The organism is Pseudomonas sp. RIT-PI-o, from assembly GCF_001297215.1.
Lineage (GTDB): Bacteria > Pseudomonadota > Gammaproteobacteria > Pseudomonadales > Pseudomonadaceae > Aquipseudomonas > Aquipseudomonas moraviensis_A.
Window position 1 is genome coordinate 195515 of sequence record NZ_LHPA01000016.1, and the last position, 19771, is coordinate 215285.

The 19771-nt window shown below is 55.1% G+C and carries 26 protein-coding genes; 10 read left to right on the forward strand and 16 right to left on the reverse strand.

Annotated elements, in window-relative coordinates; translation table 11 throughout:
* Positions 1 to 362 precede the first annotated feature (362 nt).
* Together AEQ63_RS06795 and AEQ63_RS06800 are read right to left on the reverse strand one after the other, a co-directional pair.
* Positions 363 to 752 carry a low affinity iron permease family protein gene (locus tag AEQ63_RS06795; protein WP_064362343.1) on the reverse strand — a complete coding sequence of 130 codons (390 nt, stop codon included), beginning with the start codon at positions 750 to 752 and terminating at the stop codon, positions 363 to 365.
* A 108-nt stretch (positions 753 to 860) separates the two neighbouring features.
* Positions 861 to 1493 (reverse strand): dTMP kinase, encoded by a 633-nt coding sequence (locus AEQ63_RS06800; RefSeq protein WP_064362345.1) that lies wholly within the window; start codon positions 1491 to 1493, stop codon positions 861 to 863.
* A 102-nt stretch (positions 1494 to 1595) separates the two neighbouring features.
* Between AEQ63_RS06800 and AEQ63_RS06805 the strand changes: the two genes are divergently transcribed.
* Positions 1596 to 2657 (forward strand): SDR family oxidoreductase, encoded by a 1062-nt coding sequence (locus AEQ63_RS06805; RefSeq protein WP_064362347.1) that lies wholly within the window; start codon positions 1596 to 1598, stop codon positions 2655 to 2657.
* A 55-nt stretch (positions 2658 to 2712) separates the two neighbouring features.
* Here AEQ63_RS06805 and AEQ63_RS06810 read toward each other — a convergent pair whose 3' ends face one another.
* Positions 2713 to 3954: an aromatic ring-hydroxylating dioxygenase subunit alpha gene (locus AEQ63_RS06810; protein WP_236705241.1), complete on the reverse strand. Its 1242-nt coding sequence runs from the start codon at positions 3952 to 3954 to the stop codon at positions 2713 to 2715.
* Positions 3955 to 4165: 211 nt separating this feature from the next.
* Between AEQ63_RS06810 and AEQ63_RS06815 the strand changes: the two genes are divergently transcribed.
* From AEQ63_RS06815 to AEQ63_RS06845, 7 genes are all read left to right on the forward strand, one after another.
* A complete protein-coding gene (locus tag AEQ63_RS06815; RefSeq protein WP_042609971.1) occupies positions 4166 to 4681 on the forward strand; it encodes an HvfX family Cu-binding RiPP maturation protein in 516 nt (171 codons plus the stop codon).
* A gap of 46 nt (positions 4682 to 4727) precedes the next feature.
* A complete protein-coding gene (locus AEQ63_RS06820; protein WP_064362349.1) occupies positions 4728 to 5612 on the forward strand; it encodes an HvfB family MNIO-type RiPP peptide maturase in 885 nt (294 codons plus the stop codon).
* Positions 5605 to 6396 (forward strand): HvfC family RiPP maturation protein, encoded by a 792-nt coding sequence (locus AEQ63_RS06825; protein WP_064362351.1) that lies wholly within the window; start codon positions 5605 to 5607, stop codon positions 6394 to 6396. The genes AEQ63_RS06820 and AEQ63_RS06825 overlap by 8 nt, the downstream gene beginning before the upstream one ends.
* Positions 6397 to 6678: 282 nt before the next feature.
* Entirely contained in the window at positions 6679 to 7146 is a 468-nt protein-coding gene (locus AEQ63_RS06830) for an HvfA family oxazolone/thioamide-modified RiPP metallophore (RefSeq protein WP_064362353.1), read from the forward strand.
* Positions 7147 to 7341: 195 nt separating this feature from the next.
* The gene (locus AEQ63_RS06835) at positions 7342 to 7557 is read left to right on the forward strand and encodes a tautomerase family protein (protein WP_064362355.1); all 216 of its coding nucleotides are present in this window, start codon (positions 7342 to 7344) and stop codon (positions 7555 to 7557) included.
* A complete protein-coding gene (locus AEQ63_RS06840) occupies positions 7554 to 8210 on the forward strand; it encodes a DsbA family oxidoreductase (RefSeq protein ID WP_064362358.1) in 657 nt (218 codons plus the stop codon). Before AEQ63_RS06835 ends, AEQ63_RS06840 begins: the two co-directional genes overlap by 4 nt.
* A 74-nt stretch (positions 8211 to 8284) precedes the next feature.
* On the forward strand, positions 8285 to 8914 hold the full coding sequence (locus AEQ63_RS06845; RefSeq protein ID WP_064362360.1) for an isochorismatase family cysteine hydrolase: 630 nt from the start codon (positions 8285 to 8287) through the stop codon (positions 8912 to 8914).
* Positions 8915 to 9093: 179 nt separating this feature from the next.
* Here the strand turns inward: AEQ63_RS06845 and AEQ63_RS06850 are convergent, their stop codons facing one another.
* Together AEQ63_RS06850 and namA are read right to left on the reverse strand one after the other, a co-directional pair.
* Positions 9094 to 9477, reverse strand: a complete 384-nt coding sequence (locus AEQ63_RS06850) for a nuclear transport factor 2 family protein (protein WP_064362362.1) — start codon at positions 9475 to 9477, stop codon at positions 9094 to 9096.
* A gap of 65 nt (positions 9478 to 9542) precedes the next feature.
* The gene (gene namA / locus AEQ63_RS06855) at positions 9543 to 10583 is read right to left on the reverse strand and encodes an NADPH dehydrogenase NamA (RefSeq protein ID WP_064362363.1); all 1041 of its coding nucleotides are present in this window, start codon (positions 10581 to 10583) and stop codon (positions 9543 to 9545) included.
* A 112-nt stretch (positions 10584 to 10695) separates the two neighbouring features.
* On the opposite strand from namA, the gene AEQ63_RS06860 reads away from it, so the two are divergent.
* The gene (locus AEQ63_RS06860) at positions 10696 to 11091 is read left to right on the forward strand and encodes a winged helix-turn-helix transcriptional regulator (protein ID WP_064362365.1); all 396 of its coding nucleotides are present in this window, start codon (positions 10696 to 10698) and stop codon (positions 11089 to 11091) included.
* Between the two features lie 124 nt (positions 11092 to 11215).
* On the opposite strand, the gene AEQ63_RS06865 is transcribed toward AEQ63_RS06860, so the two are convergent.
* The 9 genes from AEQ63_RS06865 to AEQ63_RS06905 all read right to left on the reverse strand — a co-directional run bounded on the left by AEQ63_RS06865 (position 11216) and on the right by AEQ63_RS06905 (position 17853).
* Positions 11216 to 11656: an SRPBCC family protein gene (locus AEQ63_RS06865; RefSeq protein WP_064362367.1), complete on the reverse strand. Its 441-nt coding sequence runs from the start codon at positions 11654 to 11656 to the stop codon at positions 11216 to 11218.
* 135 nt (positions 11657 to 11791) lie between these two features.
* Positions 11792 to 12460, reverse strand: coding sequence for an NAD(P)-binding oxidoreductase (locus AEQ63_RS06870; protein WP_064362369.1), 669 nt, complete (start codon positions 12458 to 12460; stop codon positions 11792 to 11794).
* A 69-nt stretch (positions 12461 to 12529) separates the two neighbouring features.
* Complete coding sequence (locus AEQ63_RS06875) at positions 12530 to 12916, reverse strand: nuclear transport factor 2 family protein (RefSeq protein ID WP_048728942.1); 387 nt, start codon at positions 12914 to 12916, stop codon at positions 12530 to 12532.
* Positions 12917 to 12974: 58 nt separating this feature from the next.
* Positions 12975 to 13355, reverse strand: a complete 381-nt coding sequence (locus AEQ63_RS06880; protein ID WP_064362371.1) for a nuclear transport factor 2 family protein — start codon at positions 13353 to 13355, stop codon at positions 12975 to 12977.
* Between the two features lie 67 nt (positions 13356 to 13422).
* On the reverse strand, positions 13423 to 14166 hold the full coding sequence (locus AEQ63_RS06885) for an SDR family oxidoreductase (RefSeq protein WP_064362375.1): 744 nt from the start codon (positions 14164 to 14166) through the stop codon (positions 13423 to 13425).
* Positions 14167 to 14245: 79 nt separating this feature from the next.
* On the reverse strand, positions 14246 to 15352 hold the full coding sequence (locus AEQ63_RS06890) for an alkene reductase (RefSeq protein ID WP_064362377.1): 1107 nt from the start codon (positions 15350 to 15352) through the stop codon (positions 14246 to 14248).
* A gap of 55 nt (positions 15353 to 15407) precedes the next feature.
* Positions 15408 to 15989, reverse strand: a complete 582-nt coding sequence (locus AEQ63_RS06895) for a TetR/AcrR family transcriptional regulator (protein WP_064362378.1) — start codon at positions 15987 to 15989, stop codon at positions 15408 to 15410.
* Between the two features lie 35 nt (positions 15990 to 16024).
* Positions 16025 to 17314 carry a cation:dicarboxylate symporter family transporter gene (locus tag AEQ63_RS06900; RefSeq protein WP_064362380.1) on the reverse strand — a complete coding sequence of 430 codons (1290 nt, stop codon included), beginning with the start codon at positions 17312 to 17314 and terminating at the stop codon, positions 16025 to 16027.
* Positions 17315 to 17427: 113 nt separating this feature from the next.
* Positions 17428 to 17853 carry a VOC family protein gene (locus tag AEQ63_RS06905; RefSeq protein ID WP_039762906.1) on the reverse strand — a complete coding sequence of 142 codons (426 nt, stop codon included), beginning with the start codon at positions 17851 to 17853 and terminating at the stop codon, positions 17428 to 17430.
* 154 nt (positions 17854 to 18007) lie between these two features.
* Between AEQ63_RS06905 and AEQ63_RS06910 the strand changes: the two genes are divergently transcribed.
* Positions 18008 to 18886, forward strand: a complete 879-nt coding sequence (locus AEQ63_RS06910) for a LysR substrate-binding domain-containing protein (RefSeq protein ID WP_064362382.1) — start codon at positions 18008 to 18010, stop codon at positions 18884 to 18886.
* 46 nt (positions 18887 to 18932) lie between these two features.
* Here the strand turns inward: AEQ63_RS06910 and AEQ63_RS06915 are convergent, their stop codons facing one another.
* Together AEQ63_RS06915 and AEQ63_RS06920 are read right to left on the reverse strand one after the other, a co-directional pair.
* Positions 18933 to 19298, reverse strand: coding sequence for a histone-like nucleoid-structuring protein, MvaT/MvaU family (locus AEQ63_RS06915; RefSeq protein ID WP_042609978.1), 366 nt, complete (start codon positions 19296 to 19298; stop codon positions 18933 to 18935).
* A 67-nt stretch (positions 19299 to 19365) separates the two neighbouring features.
* Complete coding sequence (locus AEQ63_RS06920; protein ID WP_064362384.1) at positions 19366 to 19761, reverse strand: DUF1330 domain-containing protein; 396 nt, start codon at positions 19759 to 19761, stop codon at positions 19366 to 19368.
* Positions 19762 to 19771: the final 10 nt, after the last annotated feature.

Consider the following 19771-nt stretch of genomic DNA (forward strand, 5'->3'; position numbering starts at 1 on the left):
TGCCGTTTCCTGCAGGCCACGGGCATCGAAAACCGCTGCAGAGTCTTGAGTGGTCAGCGAAAAAGTCACCACGCGACATACTTCGGTAGCCGGGCGCTAACAAGCACTACCAACGCATAACTGACAGTCACTCGGCTGTGAAGGCAGGCTTGGATCTCATCGCTGAACGCCAGGCCACCTGCAAATCTTTTCGGTCGCCGCGCTCAGTCGAACGATGGTTTTGCGAGGATTTTCCCACGCTGAACTAACCCCGGAACAGAGCGCGGATTGGTCCACGAGCACTGAGCGATCGTGAAGATCAAAAACATTGCCGCTTGTGAATCGTCACGATAGCGACAGAAAAAAGACCACCACTCGCAATCCTAACGAGCGCCATTATCATGGATCGGCTCTACATCAATTTCACTCGACTCACCCAGCGCACGATACCGATCACGCAATCTTCTCAGCTCGCGCGCCTCCATCTTCTCCAGGCCCAGCGTGGCGTTCTGCGCTTCATTGGTAGCTCGTATCAGCTCATCAATCTTCAAATGCAAAATGTCATTGTCGCGGTTCTGGGTGTTTTGAATGAGGAACACCATCAGGAACGTAATGATCGTGGTCGACGTGTTGATGATGAGTTGCCAGGTGTCGTTGTAGTGGAAATATGGCCCTGTTCCCGCCCAGGCGACAATCAGGAGGATCGCTGTCAAAAAGGTCTTCGGGCTACCCGCCCAGTTGGAAAGTGCCTGGCAAAAACGTGCAAATCTCATCTTGAAACCTCTGAATAAACCTGACTACTTGACCTCGCTGAGCGGTGAAATACTTTGTAATATTTGCACCGCTCGTCGGCGGCGCAGATTCGCGCGCGTGCTCAGGCATCAGACCAAGGAAATATTCCGGCGGCTCATCACCTGATTGATCTCCACGACCACCCGCCTCGTCGCCTCCTCGATCGTTCCCTCATTCCGGCACAAAAACCAACCCTGATCGGCAGCGGCTTGTTCGAACGCCTGAGTGCAAGCGGCATGCTCCTCAAGCCCCCGAAGCACAGTGCTGCTCAGGCCGCGCCGTCGTGCACCTGCCCTCGCCCACGAAATCTCCGGCGCTGTGACCACCCCGACATGCAGGTCGGGCACTTGGACATTGCGATCAATATTGAGCTGCAGGATTTCTGCAAACGGGACTGTCCGGCGAAAGGCGGCCTCGGACGGGTACCAGCGATCGATCAGGATGATGCTGTCGGTGGGTTGTCTGGGCAGCACGTGCCGGGAGATCCAGCGGCGGCTATCAGCCAGGCGTTGGCAGACTTCGAGTTCCAGATCCCGGTCAGGATGTCGGGCGAGCCGGTTCACCAGATGCATTGTCTCGCCCCTGAACGGGTCGCTTTTTTTCTCGCACAGTCGGATGACTTTCTGGTTGCCTGCCCTCAGGGCTTCAGTGATCGCCTCCAACAGCGAGGTTTTGCCGACGCCTTTGGGGCCATCCAGAGAAACAAACAGCGGACGAGTCATTGTTCACAGACTTCAACAGGGAGTAGCGAACACTCTAACGGATTTTCCGGTTGAACCTCTGCTGCCCACACGGACTCCCAAACTCAAATCCAGGAGAAACCTATGACCCAGACAGCTTTAGTCGTGGGCGCCAGCGGCATTGTCGGCAGCGCCATCACTCAGTTGCTCATTGACAACAAGTGGCAGGTCGCCGCGTTGTCGAGGCACCCTACGCAAGCGCAAGGCGTGATCCCTATCGCCGCGGACCTTCAGGACCCGGCGTCGCTGGAACAGGCGCTGAGGGATTTGAAACCCACTCACGTGTTCATTACCACATGGTCACGGCAAGCCACAGAAGCCGAGAACATTCGGGTTAACGCCGCCATGGTACGCAACGTGCTCGCCGCGGTTCGCCCAGCCAAGAGCGTCGAGCACGTAGCACTGGTCACTGGCCTGAAGCACTACCTCGGCCCGTTCGAAGCCTATGGTAAAGGCAGCCTTCCGCAGACACCGTTTCGCGAGGAACAAGGTCGTCTGGATGTCGAGAATTTCTATTACGCCCAGGAAGACGAACTCTTCGCCGCTGCTGAACAGGACGGCTTCACCTGGAGCGTCCATCGCCCGCACACCGTTACCGGGGTCGCCGTGGGCAATGCGATGAACATGGCAACCACCCTCGCCGTCTATGCCTCGGTGTGCAAACACACCAATCGCCCCTTTGTGTTTCCCGGATCGAGGGTGCAGTGGGACAGCCTCACCGATATGACGGACGCGCGGCAGTTGGCGAAACAACAATTGTGGGCGGCCACCACCCCGGCTGCGGCCAACCAGGCGTTCAATATCACCAATGGCGACGTATTTCGCTGGAAATGGATGTGGGGCCGAATTGCCGAATACTTCGACTTGCCTGCTGCTGAATATCCTGCATCACCCTCTCCTCTGGAGAAGCAGATGGCTGACGATCAAGCCGTATGGACGAAGATAGTTGCCGAACACGATTTGCAAGAATCCGATATCAGTCGCCTGATTTCCCCATGGCATACCGATGCAGATCTTGGTCGCCCCATCGAAGTGGTCACGGACATGTCGAAAAGCCGCATGATGGGTTTCACTGCCTACCAGGCGAGCGATCAGGCGTTTTTTGACGTGTTCGACAAACTGCGGGAGATGCGTTTGATCCCCTAGGCTGTTTCAGAACAGATAGGAAACGGTATGGCGCGTGATTTCAGGCGCAACCCCGCTACAGCTTTGAAGCGTCTTCGACTGCTTCAACCTGCGTAAGCGGGATGGTCTCAATCGCCCAGGCACGCGCCTGCCGACGTCCGGGGCTCGGCACCGTGCACGCCTTTCGCCCCGTAAATTCTCGTCCAAGTCGGTCTTCATCGATACGCCAGCCGTTCTGCTCCAACTCCTTCACACGACGCCTGAAGAAAATCTGCAGTGCATCCGACTTCAACGACACTTCCTGCTGCCAGGAATCCGGTACACGTTCTGGCCGGACGTTCTTCAGCACTTCATGATCCTGCTCGAAAATCCGAATATTGCTGGCAACAAAACGTCGGTCAAACAGTCGGGATCGGAGGAATGTCCGGCCCATCATCCACCAGGTTCGCGTGCGGTTGGCATCAATGGGGACATGCGCCGAGACAATGTGGATTCGCCACCCATTCGGCAATTCAAGTTCCAGCGTCGTGCACGGACCAGACAGATGAAAGCCTGGAATCGTCTCCACGCTCACCCGCTCAGTCGCAGATTTACGTCGAAATAACCCGCTGCGTTTTGGGCGCCGCATGATCATCTTCGCGCGCCCACTCCATGCATCGCCATCCACTTCAAATGCATCGATCTCAGGATGATCAGGGTCGCCGAACGTGCTGCCGTGAACGAATGGCGCGTGCGCAAAGTCGAGCCCGTTCTCAATGACACGATCCCAACTTGCCTCCCAGTCGAAATACCCGGAAACCACACGAATGTTCGCGTCATCTATCCAGTCGAGCACAGGCAGCGGCGGCCTTTCATGCTCGGGCAGATCGCCGAGAAATGCCCAGACCCAGCCGTAGCGTTCAAGTGTGGGATAGGCATCGACTCGAGCCTTGGCGGGGATGCGCACATGCGGCTGTGCCGGGATATGGGTGCAGATGCCGTCCGCTCCGAACCGCCACCCGTGGTAGGGACACTGCACGCTCTCCCCGACTTTGGCGCCGGCCGAAAGCGAGCCACCACGATGGACACAGACATCGGATAGAAGATGCGCCGTCCCTTTGTCATCACGAAAGGCAACGAATGGCTGACCAAGCAAGCGTACTGCCGCAAGTTCGTCGGTCAATTGCGTGGATGGCAGGACGACATACCAAAGGTTTGTGAGCATCAGGAAGTTGAACTCATTGGCTGGGAACGAGAGTGGCTTAGCCTTCTTCGACGCATTTGGAACAACGGTGTTCAGTTGGACGTGACATCTCGAATGAATCAAACCTTGCCACAACCATTGTCGGGTATTGGTCTGTATCCAAGTGTGTATAGAGGCGGACGCGTTACACAACATTGAGCTTCCAGCAGCGCAAGACACAAGCGAGATACACCAACCCGATGAACTACGGTCACGGCCAGCGCAGTGGGTACCGTGCCTGGCACCTCTCATTGGGAGCACCTGAAATGCTTCCACTTTCTTGACGACAAGTCGGAGGTTTAAATCAATGCAAACAAACACGTCATCGGTCTTGAATCGGCTGCACCTTAACCTCGATCGCGTCGGAGACTGGATCGCGCCTTTAAGCCTGCGCGTTTTTCTGGCGTGGGAGTTTTTTGAGGCCGGGTGGGAAAAGTGGAACGGTGAGAACTGGTTCCCAAGCATTCAAGGTGCCTTTCCTTTTCCCTTCAATCAGCTGCCCGCTACGTTCAATTGGCAGTTATCAATGTGGGCAGAACTGCTCTGTTCCATTGCTTTGCTTGTAGGTCTGGGAACACGTCTTTCAGCACTGATCCTCATCGTGGTCACCGTTGTGGCAACTGCCGCAGTTCATTGGCCAGCAGACTGGTCGACGTTGAGCGAACTCGCAAGAGGCTACTCCATCAGCAATCAGGGCTACGGCAATTACAAGCTGCCCTTGATCTACCTCGTAGCACTTGTGCCGCTGCTGTTCACAGGCGCCGGCAAGCTGAGCCTGGATGCATTCATCCATCGGTGTATCCAGCGTTTGAATGCACGCTGAATCGTCATTGCTTTCGTCAGTTACATCGACTCGGAGAATCAAGCGAATGCAAACGAACATTTCATCATCAATATCTTTAGCTCCACAGCCCCCTCGTGAGGCGACCGTTGGCCTCGGATTGCGCCGCGCACTACTCAAAACACTTCGTGACGCCCCCGTTGGGGGTTTCGATTTTCTAGAGGTTGCTCCAGAGAACTGGATCGGCATCGGCGGCGCGCATGGGGATGCTCTGCAGTCGCTAGCTGAACGTTACCCGCTGTCATGCCATGGCCTGTCACTGTCGCTAGGTGGCAGTGCGCCTCTGGACGAGTCTTTTCTTGAGCAAGTACGAGGATTTCTCGATCGCTACCACGTGCCGTTTTATAGCGAACACCTGAGTTACTGCAGTGACGATGGCCATCTATACGACCTGCTGCCGTTGCCATTTACTGAGGAGGCGGTTCATCACGTTGCTGCGCGCATCCGTCGTGCACAGGACATCCTCGGCCGCCGTCTTGCCGTAGAGAACGTCTCTTATTACGCCGCTGCTCATCAGGATATGGACGAGCTTACTTTCACCAATGCAGTACTTCGCGAGGCCGATTGCGACCTGTTGCTCGACGTTAATAATGTGTACGTCAACTCAGTGAACCATCGGTTTGATCCAACGGTTTTCCTGGCCGGAGTGGAACCAGAACGCGTAGTCGCCATGCACGTGGCTGGGCATTACGACGAAGCCGATGACCTGATAATCGACACCCATGGTGCCTCGGTCAAACCGGTAGTCTGGTCATTGCTGGAACAGGCTTATGGCCTCTTTGGCGTGAAGCCAACGCTGCTGGAGCGCGATTTCAACTTTCCGTCTTACGACGAACTTGTGGCTGAGCTGAATACCATCAGGCGGTTGCAGCGCGACGCGGACGCTTTGGCGCGGGTGACCGTCGATGGCTGACTCCACTGCAAGTTTGCACAGTCAGCAGCTCGCGCTGACCCGTTACCTGCGTGACCCGGACAGTTACGCGCCGCCTACGCAGATGAATCCCGCAAGAGCACAGGTCTATCTGAACCTTGTGTTCAATAATCTCCTGAGTTTACTGGGCGGAACGTTCCCGGTACTGGTTGCCGTGTTGGGCGATGCTGGCTGGCGTGCGCTGGTCCGACGTTTTTTGCGTGACCACCGCGCGCAAACGCCACGTTTCGGAGAAATTGCACGCGAGTTTGTAGACTTCGTAGCGAGCCTGGAGGACGCGCCTGGTTTTGAGCATCCTTGGTACCCGTTCTTACCTGAATTGGCCCATTACGAGTGGGTGGAGATGGCGCTGCAACAGTTGGACGCTGCGCCGCTGGAGACCAGTGATGCGGCGCAGTTACTCGACCGACCCCTTCGGCTATCCCCGCTCGTCTGGCCGTTGGTTTACACCTGGGCCGTACATCGTCTCGGGCCAGGCCACCTGCCTTCTGAACCGCCAGAACTACCGACGTTGCTGCTGATCAGCCGGGTGCCGAGTGGTCAAGTGCAGTTCTCCCACGTCAGCCCGCTGGCATTCCGATTGTTGCAGCGGATCGAGCAGTTCCCTGACATGGATGGTCGAGCGCAGTTGCATGCTTTGGCTGCAGAGGCTGGTGCATCAGATGTGACCAGCTTCGTTGCCGACGCGCTGGTTCTGCTGCGCAAGCTGCATGAGCAAGCTGTTGTCGGGGTAGCTGCGACACCCGTTTTAAAGCTGTTGTCCTGATTGACGCGCAAAGGCCGAGGTCAGCTTTTGTATCTCTATGTACCTGCACGCGAAGTCTTGGGATTGGCTTACAAATGCATCTCTCGCTTGATACATCGTGGATACATGACTCCGGCTAAATAAGCCTTACCCGAATAAGGTCGCCCTCGAAGTGGAAGACGCTTGCGCGCATTAGCCTTGTAACTCAAGGCTTTTCCCACTTCGCCTAGAGCTTCTTTGCGGGTTTATTCGCCCTGTGGCGTGAACCGCGGCCTGGCCGCGCAAAGTATCTGGAGAATCACCATGTACCGTAAATCTTTCTCGAACAAAAAAAGTCTTGGCCTGGCCGCTATCGCTTTAGCCGGTGGCATGAGCCTGGCATCGTCTGCAGCTTTTGCTGTTGAGCCGTTGTCCCAAGGCTATCAGCTGGCATCGGCGGATAAGGTCGGCGAAGGCAAGTGTGGCGAAGGCAAATGCGGTGCCAGCCAAGCCAGCGACAAGTCCGTGACTGCCGAAGGCAAGTGCGGTGAAGGCAAGTGTGGTGACGACTCTTTCGCTCGCACAGATACCGACCATGATGGTCGCGTCTCTCTCAAAGAACTCCTGGCTGTGGCACCTCAGGGCGGTGAAGAATTTCAAGCGATGGACACCAACCACGATGGTTTTCTTTCTGAAGGCGAGGTCTACAAGTTCAGAAGCAACCAATACCTTTCCAACGGCAAGAAAGTACCCACCGAGCTTTTCACCCGCATGAGCAAAGCGCAGAACTGATTCCTCCTGCCGTAGCATTCGCCCTCCCCTGCGGCCGCCGCCAGGGAGGGTGATTTACCTTCTGCAGATGTATTGATTACACAGCGTCACAAGTGATGTTCTCCGCCCCTGATTTATCCACTGAAAGCGACACTTTAAAGTCCATCCCACTGCTCACCTCATCATGTCGATGGGGCGCCAACAGGAGACTTCCCCATGCCTTTCATCAGCGTTCGTATCACCCGCGATGGCGTCACCAAGGAACAGAAATCCCAAGTCATCGCCGAAATAACCAGAACCATGCAAACAGTGCTCAACAAGGATCCGCACCTCACGCATATCGTCATTGAAGAGGTCGATACCGATAACTGGGGCTATGCCGGAATCACCACCACTGAGTACCGCGAACAGCTGACGGAGTCGAAAAAATGACTTTTCCTGTCAGGATCGACTTTGTGTCGGATGTGGTGTGCCCCTGGTGCGCACTCGGCGCGACAGCGCTGGAACAAGCCATCGCGAACGTTGCCGGGGAAGTTGCCGTGGAGCTGACCTTCAAGCCCTTCGAACTGAACCCGGACATGCCGGCCGAGGGCGAGCACGCCATCCAGCACATGATGCGCAAATACGGGCGCAGCGCCGAAGAAGTTGCCTCGCGCAATGAAATGATCATCGCGCGTGGGAAAGCCATCGGTTTTCAGTTCGACCTGGAAAAGCGCAGCCATTTCTACAACACCTTCGACGCCCATCGCCTTCTGCTCTGGGCCGTGCAGGAAGGCCGCCAGGTTGCGCTGAAGAAAATCCTGCTCGAGGCTTATTTCACCAACGGCCAGAACCCCAGCGATCACGAAACATTGGTGCGCCTGGCCGGTGAAGCAGGACTTTCAACCACCCGCGCCCGCGAGATTTTGACTAGCGAGGCGTTCGCTAGCGAGGTCCGTGAACTTGAAGGTTTCTACCTTGAACGCGGAATTAACTCGGTCCCGGCCATGGTGCTGAACGGTCGTGAGTTGGTGTCCGGATCGCATTCAGTCAAGGAATACGAACACATCCTCAGGCAGGTGGCACGAGAGTCCGCTACAGCCTGACAAAGCGACTACCAACACGATGCCCCGGGCAAGCCCACGGCACCGGTCACTCAACCTGTGTGGAGTACATCGTCATGTCGAACGTCCTCTATCCGCTGAACCGCACCGCTTATCTGCTGGTCGATCCGTACAACGACTTCCTCTCGGAGAACGGCAAGGTCTTCCCCTTGATCAAGCCGATTGCCGACCAGGTCGGGCTACTCGACAACCTGCGGGCTCTCGACCGCGCCGTACGAGCGCAGAACATTCCGGTGGTTATTGTGCCGCACCACCGCTGGGAACACGGCGACTACGAAGGCTGGGACCATCCAACGCCGACCCAATGCAAAATCATGCACATGCACCACTTCGCGCGCGGTGAATGGGGCGGTGAATGGCATCCCGATTTCGCGCCGAAGGACGGCGACATCGTCGTACAGGAACATTGGGGCGCCAGCGGCTTTGCCAATACCGACCTCGATTTTCGCCTGAAGCAGAAAGGCATCACCCACGTCATCATCGTCGGCCTGCTCGCCAATACCTGCATCGAAGCGACCGCCCGCTACGCCTCGGAATTGGGCTACCACGTCACCTTGGTGCGTGACGCGACCGCCGCTTTCCGTGCGGAAATGATGCACGCCGCCCACGACCTGAACGGGCCGACTTTCGCTCACTCAATCGTGACCACCCACGAATTGATTGCTGCGCTGGCACCGCAGGAGTAATGGCCCGTGAATCTCACAGTTTTGCTCTACTCCCGGGTATGTGGTGGCGTACGCGCTAACGGGCGCAAGAGTGACGACCGTCGGAGCGAGAGCAGATGTAAGGGTTTTCATGACGCTTCCATTTTTATTGATGAGTGATGGGAAGCCTCAATTGCCGCAGACTCATAGACGACAGAGGGTCAAGGCGCGACGTGGGTGTGAAAGATCTTACTGACGACCGCCCACTTGCCATCGACTTTCAACAGGTGGAAAAAGTCGGTGAAGGAAATGCCGGACATGTCGTTGGCGTCGATGCGTGCGCTAGCGGCCGTACCAACGATTTCAATGCGGACGATAGCTGCCGGTGCATCAGGGGACGGGCGAAAACCTTCATCAATACCCTTGAAAAGGATTTGAATTGCACCACCGGCCAAGTGACCGTCTACATCGACGCTGAACATGGTTGCTCGCTCATCGAAAGCTGGCTTCATGATGCTGCTTTTCGCTTGCTTGCAGCCCTCAATGTACTTATTCAGCACCTCGGTGATGGCTTGGTATTCGTGAACGTAAGTAGGTTTGCTCATGGTGTATTCCTGGTTCATCGAGTCGAATTGGATTAAGGTCTGGCACGCTTATGACGAGGGCAAATTCACGCTTTGGTATCTAGCCATACAGAGCCGTAACGAGTGTAGGCTTCAGGAATCTCAATGGCTTCTTTCAAGTCATCTGCTGCAGTACGCACCCAAAATGGATCGCGCAGCATTTGCCGTCCGACAAACACCAAGTCAGCTCGGCCGTTCTGCAGGATTTCCTCGGCTTGACGACCACTCTGAATCACACCCACTGCACCCGTCGCAATATGCAGCTCCTTACGTAGCAACTCAGCGGCCGGTACTTGGTAACCTGGATAAGTCTGAACCTTGATCATTTTGATCCCACCGGAGCTGCAGTCGATCAGATCGACGCCCTGCTCTTTCATCCAGCGACCGTATTCAAGAAATGACTCGGGTGTGTTTCCGCCTTCGGCGTAATCAGAGCTGGAGATACGAACAAACAGAGGACGATCGCCCCAATGGGTTTTGACTTCCTCCAGCACTTCGCGCAGGAAGCGATAGCGACGCTTGGCATCACCGCCATATTCGTCATCGCGGGTATTGGCGAGTGGGGATAGGAACTCACTCAGCAAATAACCGTGAGCGGCATGGATCTCGAGCACATCAAAGCCCGCTTCACTGGCGCGTCGTGCGGCATCGCCATAAAGCTTCACCAAACCCGGAATTTCGTCAGCCGCGAGTGCCCGAGGCACAGGGCTGGAATCCGTAAACGGAATCGCCGACGGGGCGATATGAATAAGGTTGGGCAGATCGGCATTGCGTCCCGCATGGCCGATCTGAGCGCCGGCTTTCGCACCAAAGCTGTGAAGCAGTTCGGTTAGCCCTTTCAAGCCGACAACGTGTTCATCGCTCCAGATCCCAAGGTCACCAGCCCCGATACGACCGTCAGCCTGGATAGCCAGCGTCTCGGGAAAAATCAGCGCCGCCTGACCCAGTGCGCGAGCTCCATAATGAACGCGGTGCCAATCAGTGACAAAGCCATCATCCGCTGCCATGTGCATGCACATGGGGGACATGACGACCCGGTTTTTCAGTTTAAGGCCTTTAATTTCATGGGGGGATAACAACAAACTCATCTGGCGGATTCCATACTGGTCAATATGGAATCATGCTAACTTACACACCACTTGCGTGTAAGTACGCACAATTTTGTGCTGTAGGCACACTTTTTATACCATGGTGATTTCAGTGAAAAAATGTAACCCTCAGGATGAAATTGAGGCCTTCGCTTGTCCCGTCGCGTTTACTGTCGATGTCATAGGTGGAAAATGGAAATCGCTCATACTGTTTCACTTGATGTCTGGAACGAAGCGCTTCAACGAGCTCCGACGCCTCATTCCAGATATCACTCAGAGGATGCTGACACTCCAGTTGAGAGAGCTGGAGACTGATGGGGTTATACATCGCGAAATCTATCGCGAGGTGCCGCCAAAGGTTGAGTATTCGCTGACAGAATTAGGCAACTCTCTCGCGCCTTTGGTGAGTGCCATGCGGGAATGGGGAGCTGTTCATGAGCGAAAGATTTTGGAGCTCAGGCGCTCTGCGGTGCCGGCGAGTTCGGTCGCTTCCTGTTCCACCATCTGATCACGCGAGGGCTTTGTGCTTCAGCACTGCTTTGAGCCGACAATCATCAGCTTCCAGGGCCTTTGGTATCCACGCTTAGAATACTTGCCTGGCCAAGCCTGTACGCGTCAATTCTTTGAAATGTTCAATGCCTGTTTAGAAACAGCTGAAGGCTATTGTGACCATCCACGATCAGTCCACGTATGAGTTCCTGATAGTCGTCTGCTGTATTCAAATCTTGCAGGTCAAAGCTTGCAGACCAATTGATGAACGTCTTGGGCTGTCCAGTGAGAGAGGCCAATTTCACCGTGGCAACATAGTTGTCCAGCGGTAATGGCGCCTCCTCGAAGCGGTAGGATAGCGTTGTATTGTGATCATCGACCGATAACAAACGCTCCCTGACAACTGCGCCATCGGCCAGCGTGAGTCTGCGAATACAGCCGACCAATCCATCAGGTTGGTTGTCCTCAATGCTGCTTTCGACAATCGATGGATGCCATTTATGAATCTCTCCAAATTTTTTCAACACGCTCCAGGCATGTCCAACATTGCTGTCCAAGACAGCGGAAAACTCAACCATCGGCATCGTGTATCTCCCTTCAGATATGTGCTGTAAGAGCACGGCGAGTCGGCGCAACCACCAGGCTGATCCGTGGATCGTCGAGCGCCTGTTTCAGAACCTCGCGTCCATCCAGCCCCGTAGCGCCAATCAAAACTAATTTCATTGCAAGCAACGCTCATGACCAAGCCTGCGAACAGCGTCGGAGACTGGCATGTCACCTTGAGTAAGCTCGATAATGACTCGACTCACCCTGGGCTGTTCGATCAACTCGGCAAGTGTCGCTGCTACGTCATCTCTCGAAACTTCACCGTAAGGAATAGCAACGTCAGCACGGATTCTGCCAGTGCCTGGGTCATCCAGAAGCGTTCCTGGACGCACAATTACCCAATCCAGACCCGTCCCAACCAAGTGAGCATCAGCTCGTTTTTTCACGGCAATGTAATTTTCGAAACCTTCGGATGACGGACTACCACGCAGCGCATCGGGGAAGGCCGAGACCAGAATGAAACGCCGGACACCTGCCTGAATTGTCGCGGCCACTGCCAACTCCAATCCCCGACCATCAATCGCATTAGTCAGATCCATACCTGCGCCGCCTGCCCCTGCGGTGAAGACCACGGCATCAATGCCCGACATAAGTCGCGCCATTTGCCCGGGATCCAGCTCAAGCAAATTGCCTATAACGGGCGTCGCGCCCAGGGCCGCAAGCTGACTTTCCTGCTCCGGGTTCCGATGCAGTGCGATCGTTTCGTGACCTCGCCCGACGAGCTGCTTAACCAATCGCCGCCCCACTTTGCCAGCGGCGCCGATGATGAAAACCTTACTCATGATCGCTTCTCCATTTGACGATGAACGAGCTCCGATCCCGGGATTGATTCAACCGGGATCGGTGAACGCTCAACCTTCGAACTGGTGATAAACCTTGGCGATGACCTTCCAGGTGCCGTCGATTTTGATCAGGGTCAGGTAGTCGTTGTAGTCGGCACCGATCGCATCCTTTTCCATATCGACACGCACAACGGCTGTCGTGGGTGTGATTGCCAAGATATCGAGGCGAGTCGTAATTTCTGGGGCGCTGCCATTCTTCTGAACGAAATCAAACAGATTCTTGATCGGGCCGCCAAGCAATTCACCATTTGTGAAACCGTACATCACAGCGTCTTTATGGAAAGCTTGAGCAACGCCTTCTGCACTGCCCACACGCAGACCTTCAACGTACTGATTGGCGGTAGCGATGACAGCGTTGTACTCGGAGGTTGGTACTGCCTTGATGTTCTTTGACATGGTTCTCTCCTTTTATTAGGGCGACGTAAAACACACGCCGCCAGACGCGCTCAAATGCTCAAGCGGTCGGATGGGTGTGGTAAATCTTGCTGACGATCGTCCACTTGCCTTCTACCTTCAGCAGGTTGAAGAAGTCGGTGAATCGATACCCCGAAACATTGTCAGTATCAACGCGCGCACTGGCGGCAGTGCCCACGATGTCGATGCGAACGATCGCGGCTTTGGCTTCGGGAGATGGGCGGAAAGAGTTGTCGATGACGTCGTACAGATTCTGGATCGCGCCGCCGACGAGCTTGTCGCCGTCGACGCCAAACATGGTTGCTTGCTCGTTGAACGCGGGCTTCATCAAAGTGCTGTCAGCCTTGGCACCACCTTCGTTGTACTGACTCAGAACAGCAACGATCGCGTCGTATTCCTGGACGTAGGTTGGATTACTCATGATGTACTCCTGGTTGCATGTTGCCGGTGACTTTTGGTCAATCGGACACGGGAAACTCAAACGACAATCACCAATCCTGGCGAGTCGGCGAGATGATGAGATCGTTGACGGTGACGTTTTCCGGTTGGTTGAGCGCGTAGATCACTGCGCGGGCAACATCGCCGGGCGCAATGGCAATCCGGTTCAGCTCTTGGGCAGCCTTACGCCCTTCAGGATCGCTGACCTTGTCCGCCCAGCCGGTATTGATCACGCCCGGGCTGACAGTGTTGACGCGGATGCCATGCTGCACGCCCAACTCCTTTCGCATGGATTCGGTCATGGCCTGGACGAAGAACTTGGTAGCGCTGTAAACACCCGCCGCGGGGCCGACCTGGTGGCCTGCAACGGAGTCCATGTTGAGAATCTGCCCGGATTTCTGTCCAAGCATGAATGGCAACACAGCAGCAGTAGTGTTGAGGTAGCCCTTGATGTTCACATCGATCATCTTTTCCCAATCCTGCACGGCCAGATCGACCCAGTTGGAAAAGAGCATCAGACCGGCGTTGTTGACCAGGATGTCCACTGCGCCATAGGTATCTTGTGCAAACTTCGCGAGCGCTTTGGTTTGATCCAGATGGGTAACGTCTGTAGTGAACGCGACCACGTCGCTCCCGGCCTCACGCAACTCGGCAACAAACGCTTCCAACCCGTGCTGATCGAGTGCTGCTGCCACGACGCGAGCGCCCTGTGCGGCCAATGCGCGGGTGGTGGCAGCACCAATGCCGGAAGATGCGCCAGTGACGATGGCAACCTTGTTTTGCAAATAATTCATATTTGAGTACCTCTTGTGCGGCGAAATGTTTTCGCGACGAAGCCTCCCCGCGCCGAACTGACGCAAAGGGAATCTCTAATCAGTTGGAGTTGGCCGTTGGCCAATCGATGTAGCCCTTGGCGCCTCCGCCGTAGTAACTCTCGCGCGGAGCTATGGTCAGCTCGACACCGCGACGCAGGCGCTCTACCAGGTCGGGGTTGGCAATGAACAACCGACCAAACGCCACGGCATCAATCCGCCCTTGCGCCCTGCGCTCCAGCGCCATTTCCAGGTCATAGTTGTTGTTGCCAATGTACGAACCTTCGAACTGCGCACTCAGCGCGTCCAGATCCACCCCTTCAGGAACGGTACGAGAGGTGGCTGTCGCGCCTTCGACGAAATGCAGATAGGCCAAATTGAATCTGTTCAACTGTTGAATGAGGTGACCGTAGGTCGCCATGACGTTGCTGTCTGGAGGCGTGTTACCTGCATCAGGAGTTACGGGTGAAAGGCGGATGCCGACCCGATCACTACCCCAAATTGCTACCACGGCTTCGGTGACTTCAAGTGTCAGTCGTGTCCGATTTTCGATGGAGCCACCGTACCGGTCAGTCCGCTGGTTGGTGGAATCACGCAGGAACTGATCGAGCAGATAGCTGTTGGCAGAATGGACTTCCACACCGTCGAAACCGGCTCGCTTGGCATTTTCTGCCGCATGCCTGTACTGCTCGATGATCCCCGGGATCTCTGAGGTCTCAAGCGCCCGAGGCATGGACACTTCGACCATGCCATTGTTGGTATAGGTGGTCCCTTCGGCCTTGATTGCCGAGGGCGCGACCGGCGCTTCGCCGTTTGGCTGCAACTCAACGCTGGAGAAGCGACCTACGTGCCACAACTGGCTGACGATTTTTCCGCCGGCCGCGTGCACTGCGTCAGTGACTTTTTTCCAGCCTGCTACCTGCTCCTCTGTCCAGATTCCGGGCGTCATGGCATAGCCACGCCCCTGAGCCGAAATGTTTGTGGCCTCGGCAATGATCAGGCCCGCGCTGGCACGCTGGGCGTAATAAGTAGCGTGCATTTCATTCGGCACGCCGTCGTCGGCCATTCGGCTGCGAGTCACGGGGGCCATGACAATTCGGTTAGCCAGTTGTATCGCCCCCATGGTCATAGGGGAAAACAGGTCGGTGTCTGCGGCAATATCAATCATAAAAACTCCAAATGAATAGACCGGTCGTCTAGTTAAAAGCTTAAAAAAAATGCCCCTATGCCAGCAGGCGCTTACTCGTGATCAGTGCCGTATCAAAGGCAGCCGTCGTATTGCGGACTTTTACCAGAAGCGATGCCCCCAACCACAATTGATACAGCGATTCAGCCAGTGATTCTGCGTCTTGAGCCGAAGTAATTGAGCCATCAGCCATTCCTTGCTGAACACATCGCGTGATTCTCTCGATGATCAGCGCTGTGCCCTCCTCCAGTACGCCGCGCATGTCTTCCGACAGGTCGCACACTTCGGCGCCGAGTTTCACCACCAGGCATTTCTCCTCGGGATGATCGAACGCCTGCGTCTTCGCCCAATAGCGCAAATAGCCAAGGAGCCGCTCGGCACCCGTCCCTTGCGCCGCCATAACGACGTCCACCCGCCCGATGTACTCCTGAAAGTATTCCTCCAATAGTGCCTGGCCGAATTCCTCTTTGGAGGAGAAGTAGTGATAAAACGACCCTTTAGGTACACCCGCCGCCTTCAGCACTTCCATAAGACCGACAGCGGTGTAGCCTTTGTGGGTCATCAATGCCTTCGCTACATCGATGATGTGTTGTCGCATGTCTTGATTAGGTTTTTTCATAGTGAGCACAGCCTAATCAGAACTAGACCGGTCGTCTAGTAACTATTTCCAGTATCTGACGAACGCGAATAAACGCTTGCTGCCGTGTGCGGCTGAGAAGGTTTCAGTGCAACCTTCTCCCACTTGGCGATAACCAACGGTGCAATGGCATTGCCCAATACGTTCAGCGTGGTGGTGCCACTGTCGATAATCCTGAAGATGCCTGCGATCAACGCCACGCCCTCCAACGGTAATCCGGCGGACGCCAATGTCGCTGACAGGATGATGATGGCAAAACCGGGTACCCCTGCTGCTCCCTTTGAGGTCAGCACCATCGTCACCACCAGCAGGATCTGCTGCGACAGAGAAAGGTCGATGCCATAGAGCTGCGCCACGAAGATCGTTGCCACACCGAGAAAAATCGATGCGCCATCCAGGTTGAACGCATAACCCACTGGCACCACAAAACCGACGATCCGACGCGGGACACCGTAGTTCTCCAATCGCGTCATCAACTGCGGCATGACGGCGGCGGACGCGGCACTCGAAAACGCCAGAATAAGCTCATTGCGAAAGTACCTGATCAACTTGAAAATGTTTTCGCCGATCAAATAGCAAATGCCGCCAAGTATCACCAACGCGAAAACTATCAGCGCCAGATAAACCACCCCGATTAGCTTGAGCAACGGCAACAATGAGGCGAAACCAAACGTCGCCACGGTCGCGCCGATCATTCCAAACACGCCGATCGGTGCATAAGCCATGACGATTGAGACGACCTTGAACATTGCATCGGAAAGGCTCTGAACGACCGCGATGAAGGGTGCGCTTTTGTCCTTCGGCAGAGCGTTCAATGCCATGCCTAACAGCACCGCGAAAAACAACACGGACAGCAACTTCGCTTCTGACATAGCAACCAGCACATTGTCAGGGACGATGTTCTGCAAGATGACCAATGCGCCTTTGGCCGGCTCCAGAGTGATCGCTGCGGTGCCGTGCGAAATACCGGAAATGTCGGTGCCCGTCCCCGGCTCGAAAACATTGGCGAAACACAAGCCGATGACAATGGCCAAGGCCGTAATTGCAAAAAAGTAGCCCAGCGATTTTATCCCCATGCGGCCAAACGATTTGTTATCGCCACCGCCTGCGATGCCCAGAATCATGCAACAGAACACAATCGGTACAACCACCATCTTCATCATCTTGATGAAGATATCTCCGAGCGGTTTTAGGATCTCCGAACTCACCCATGCCTGATACTGCGGATGCGTATTGAAGTACCAACCGACAAGCACGCCAAGCAATAGCCCGGCAACGATTTGCCACACCAGGGGAATACGTTTCATGTCTAGCCTTCTTGTTGGAGTGAAAGGTCTGCGTCTATTCGCAGTTGCTAGAGTCATGAGCTTCCAGCTCATTTGAAATCAAATGGCACAACGCCGTTGTGCCATGGCTGTTGTTACTTGGCGAAGAGCTGGCTCATATCCTTGAACGCCTTGAACTCAAGAGCGTTGCCGCACGGGTCAAACAAAAACATGGTGGCTTGCTCGCCCACTTGGCCTTTGAAACGAATGTACGGTTCGATCACAAATTCGGTACCAAACGACTTCAAACGTTCGGCCAGTGCCTCCCACTGTTCCCAACCTAAAATGATGCCGAAGTGCGGAACTGGAACATCGTGTCCGTCAACCGGGTTGCTATGCACGCTTTCCTGCGAAGCGGTTTTTGGATGTTCATGAATCACCAGTTGGTGACCATAAAAATCGAAATCTACCCACTGCGTGCTGGAGCGCCCTTCTTCAAGACCAAAAACCTCACCGTAAAAGGTGCGAGCTGCAGCCAGGTCGTAAACAGGGATAGCAAGGTGGAATGGCGAGAGGCTCATGAGAACTCCAAATATTTTTTGTTGGTTGGCGAACATTTCCACCGCCATTGGCTCTCTGGATTAAGCCGTTGCCGTGGATGGGAAACATCGTAGGACGGGAAGCCAAACATAAAAATCAATATATATTTCTTAGAAACACAACTAATATTTGTGAATGATCAAAGAACTGAAGACACTCATTGCTGTGGCGCGTGAAGGCACGTTCGCCGCTGCCGGCAACAAGATCGGCCTGACTCAGGCCGCCGTGAGCGCGCAAATCCAGCGCCTGGAAGCCGAGCTCGGGTTCGAAATTTTCGACAGGAAAGGACGCTCGGCCCATCTCAACAAAATGGGCCACCAGATACTTCTGCAGGCGCAAGAGCTGCTGAGACTTTATGACAATCTGGGCTCTACAACGCTGGGCGAGCCTCCCAGCGTGCTGGTCAACATCGGTGCGATCGCGTCCGTGCAGCGCTCCTATTTGCCCGATGCGCTCGCAAAGTTTCACAAACAGTGTCCGCAGTGCCGCACACGTGTTATCCCGGGCCTTTCAATGGAGATGGTGAACCTCGTCGACGCCGGCGAGATCGACATGGCCGTGATCATTCGCCCGCCTTTCTCCCTTCAAAGTGACCTGCGCTGGACGACACTGGCGCTAGAGCCCTATCGACTGATCGTGCCACGTGACCTAGAGGGAGAAGACTGGTCGGAACTGCTGTCCAGCCAGCCATTCATTCGCTATGACCGATCATCCTTCGGCGGCAGGCAGGTCGACCGTTTCCTGCGGCAGATGCATTTCACCTTGCAGGAAGTTTGCGAGCTGGATGAACTGGAGGCCATCATCAAGCTGGTTGAAAAGGGTGTAGGCGTAGCTCTGGTGCCGCAGACAAAACCCCATCAGGAATGGCCCACAGGTGTACGGGCGATCGATTTGGGACAACACACCTTTCACCGGGATATCGGGTTGGTACATCGGTCTCGACAGAGTTTTACGGAGCCTGTGCGAATTTTGGCCCAGCTTATTAGTGATCAGGTAACAGCGATCTCCAAATAAGAGTTTCAAAAAAGGCCCTATCGGGCCTTTTTACTCAATCAACACATCACTTGGTCAGCCAAGACTCTACGGTCGCGGCGCCGTGCTTTGTTTTCCACTCCTTGAGCGTCTTGTGATTGCCGCCCTTCGTCTCTACCACTTCGCCGGAGTGCGGGTTTTTATAGACCTTCAACTGGCGAGGCTTGCGGCTACCCGCTTTGGACTCGACAGCTGGAGCGCGGCGACCTGCCTGTGGATCGAGCACATTGATCACGTCCTTCAAGCTGTAGCCGTACTTTGCGAGCAAATCACGCAGCTTGGTTTCGAACTCGATTTCTTTCTTGAGGCCTGCGTCACCCTTGAGGGCTTCGAGAGCCTGAAGCTGTTCGGCGAGGTGTTTTTCGAGCTGGCGGAATTCTGCGAGTTTGGACATGAAATCTCTCTTCTGCTATTGATCGGGGCTTCCCGCTAAACAATATCCTAAATTTACAAAGTCGGAACTACCGCGCCGGTACTCCCTCGATCAAGTAGACGTCCGTCTTGGCTGAACGCTGGCGGACTTTCCTCAGTTCCGTGTACTGCGTAGAGTTGTACCAAGCCTGGGCTTTTTCGACGCTCGCGAACTCGATGACCACACGGCGACGCTTTGGTGCTTCACCTTCAAGCGAAATGGTTTTTCCGCCTCGCACGATGAAATGTCCGCCATAGGGTTTGAAAGTTGATTCGACCTGCGCACTGTAAGGCTTCATCCCCTCGGGATCGGTAACTTCAAACTCGGCGACATAGTAGGCCGGTGGTGCGGCAGACTCTGCGTCCGATGCCATCACCCGACAACTGCCCGCCGCAAAATACGCCAGTCCCGCCAGGGCAATCGCCATCACCTTGAAATTTTTCATTCACTTTGCT

Bases quoted from the DNA above. Each gene is read 5' to 3' on its own strand.
- AEQ63_RS06795 (WP_064362343.1), bottom strand. From the start codon at position 752: ATGAGATTTGCACGTTTTTGCCAGGCACTTTCCAACTGGGCGGGTAGC.
- AEQ63_RS06800 (WP_064362345.1), bottom strand. From the start codon at position 1,493: ATGACTCGTCCGCTGTTTGTTTCTCTGGATGGCCCCAAAGGCGTCGGC.
- AEQ63_RS06805 (WP_064362347.1), top strand. From the start codon at position 1,596: ATGACCCAGACAGCTTTAGTCGTGGGCGCCAGCGGCATTGTCGGCAGC.
- AEQ63_RS06815 (WP_042609971.1), top strand. From the start codon at position 4,166: ATGCAAACAAACACGTCATCGGTCTTGAATCGGCTGCACCTTAACCTC.
- AEQ63_RS06820 (WP_064362349.1), top strand. From the start codon at position 4,728: ATGCAAACGAACATTTCATCATCAATATCTTTAGCTCCACAGCCCCCT.
- AEQ63_RS06825 (WP_064362351.1), top strand. From the start codon at position 5,605: ATGGCTGACTCCACTGCAAGTTTGCACAGTCAGCAGCTCGCGCTGACC.
- AEQ63_RS06830 (WP_064362353.1), top strand. From the start codon at position 6,679: ATGTACCGTAAATCTTTCTCGAACAAAAAAAGTCTTGGCCTGGCCGCT.
- AEQ63_RS06835 (WP_064362355.1), top strand. From the start codon at position 7,342: ATGCCTTTCATCAGCGTTCGTATCACCCGCGATGGCGTCACCAAGGAA.
- AEQ63_RS06840 (WP_064362358.1), top strand. From the start codon at position 7,554: ATGACTTTTCCTGTCAGGATCGACTTTGTGTCGGATGTGGTGTGCCCC.
- AEQ63_RS06845 (WP_064362360.1), top strand. From the start codon at position 8,285: ATGTCGAACGTCCTCTATCCGCTGAACCGCACCGCTTATCTGCTGGTC.
- AEQ63_RS06850 (WP_064362362.1), bottom strand. From the start codon at position 9,477: ATGAGCAAACCTACTTACGTTCACGAATACCAAGCCATCACCGAGGTG.
- namA (WP_064362363.1), bottom strand. From the start codon at position 10,583: ATGAGTTTGTTGTTATCCCCCCATGAAATTAAAGGCCTTAAACTGAAA.
- AEQ63_RS06865 (WP_064362367.1), bottom strand. From the start codon at position 11,656: ATGCCGATGGTTGAGTTTTCCGCTGTCTTGGACAGCAATGTTGGACAT.
- AEQ63_RS06870 (WP_064362369.1), bottom strand. From the start codon at position 12,460: ATGAGTAAGGTTTTCATCATCGGCGCCGCTGGCAAAGTGGGGCGGCGA.
- AEQ63_RS06875 (WP_048728942.1), bottom strand. From the start codon at position 12,916: ATGTCAAAGAACATCAAGGCAGTACCAACCTCCGAGTACAACGCTGTC.
- AEQ63_RS06880 (WP_064362371.1), bottom strand. From the start codon at position 13,355: ATGAGTAATCCAACCTACGTCCAGGAATACGACGCGATCGTTGCTGTT.
- AEQ63_RS06885 (WP_064362375.1), bottom strand. From the start codon at position 14,166: ATGAATTATTTGCAAAACAAGGTTGCCATCGTCACTGGCGCATCTTCC.
- AEQ63_RS06890 (WP_064362377.1), bottom strand. From the start codon at position 15,352: ATGATTGATATTGCCGCAGACACCGACCTGTTTTCCCCTATGACCATG.
- AEQ63_RS06895 (WP_064362378.1), bottom strand. From the start codon at position 15,989: ATGAAAAAACCTAATCAAGACATGCGACAACACATCATCGATGTAGCG.
- AEQ63_RS06900 (WP_064362380.1), bottom strand. From the start codon at position 17,314: ATGAAACGTATTCCCCTGGTGTGGCAAATCGTTGCCGGGCTATTGCTT.
- AEQ63_RS06905 (WP_039762906.1), bottom strand. From the start codon at position 17,853: ATGAGCCTCTCGCCATTCCACCTTGCTATCCCTGTTTACGACCTGGCT.
- AEQ63_RS06910 (WP_064362382.1), top strand. From the start codon at position 18,008: ATGATCAAAGAACTGAAGACACTCATTGCTGTGGCGCGTGAAGGCACG.
- AEQ63_RS06915 (WP_042609978.1), bottom strand. From the start codon at position 19,298: ATGTCCAAACTCGCAGAATTCCGCCAGCTCGAAAAACACCTCGCCGAA.
- AEQ63_RS06920 (WP_064362384.1), bottom strand. From the start codon at position 19,761: ATGAAAAATTTCAAGGTGATGGCGATTGCCCTGGCGGGACTGGCGTAT.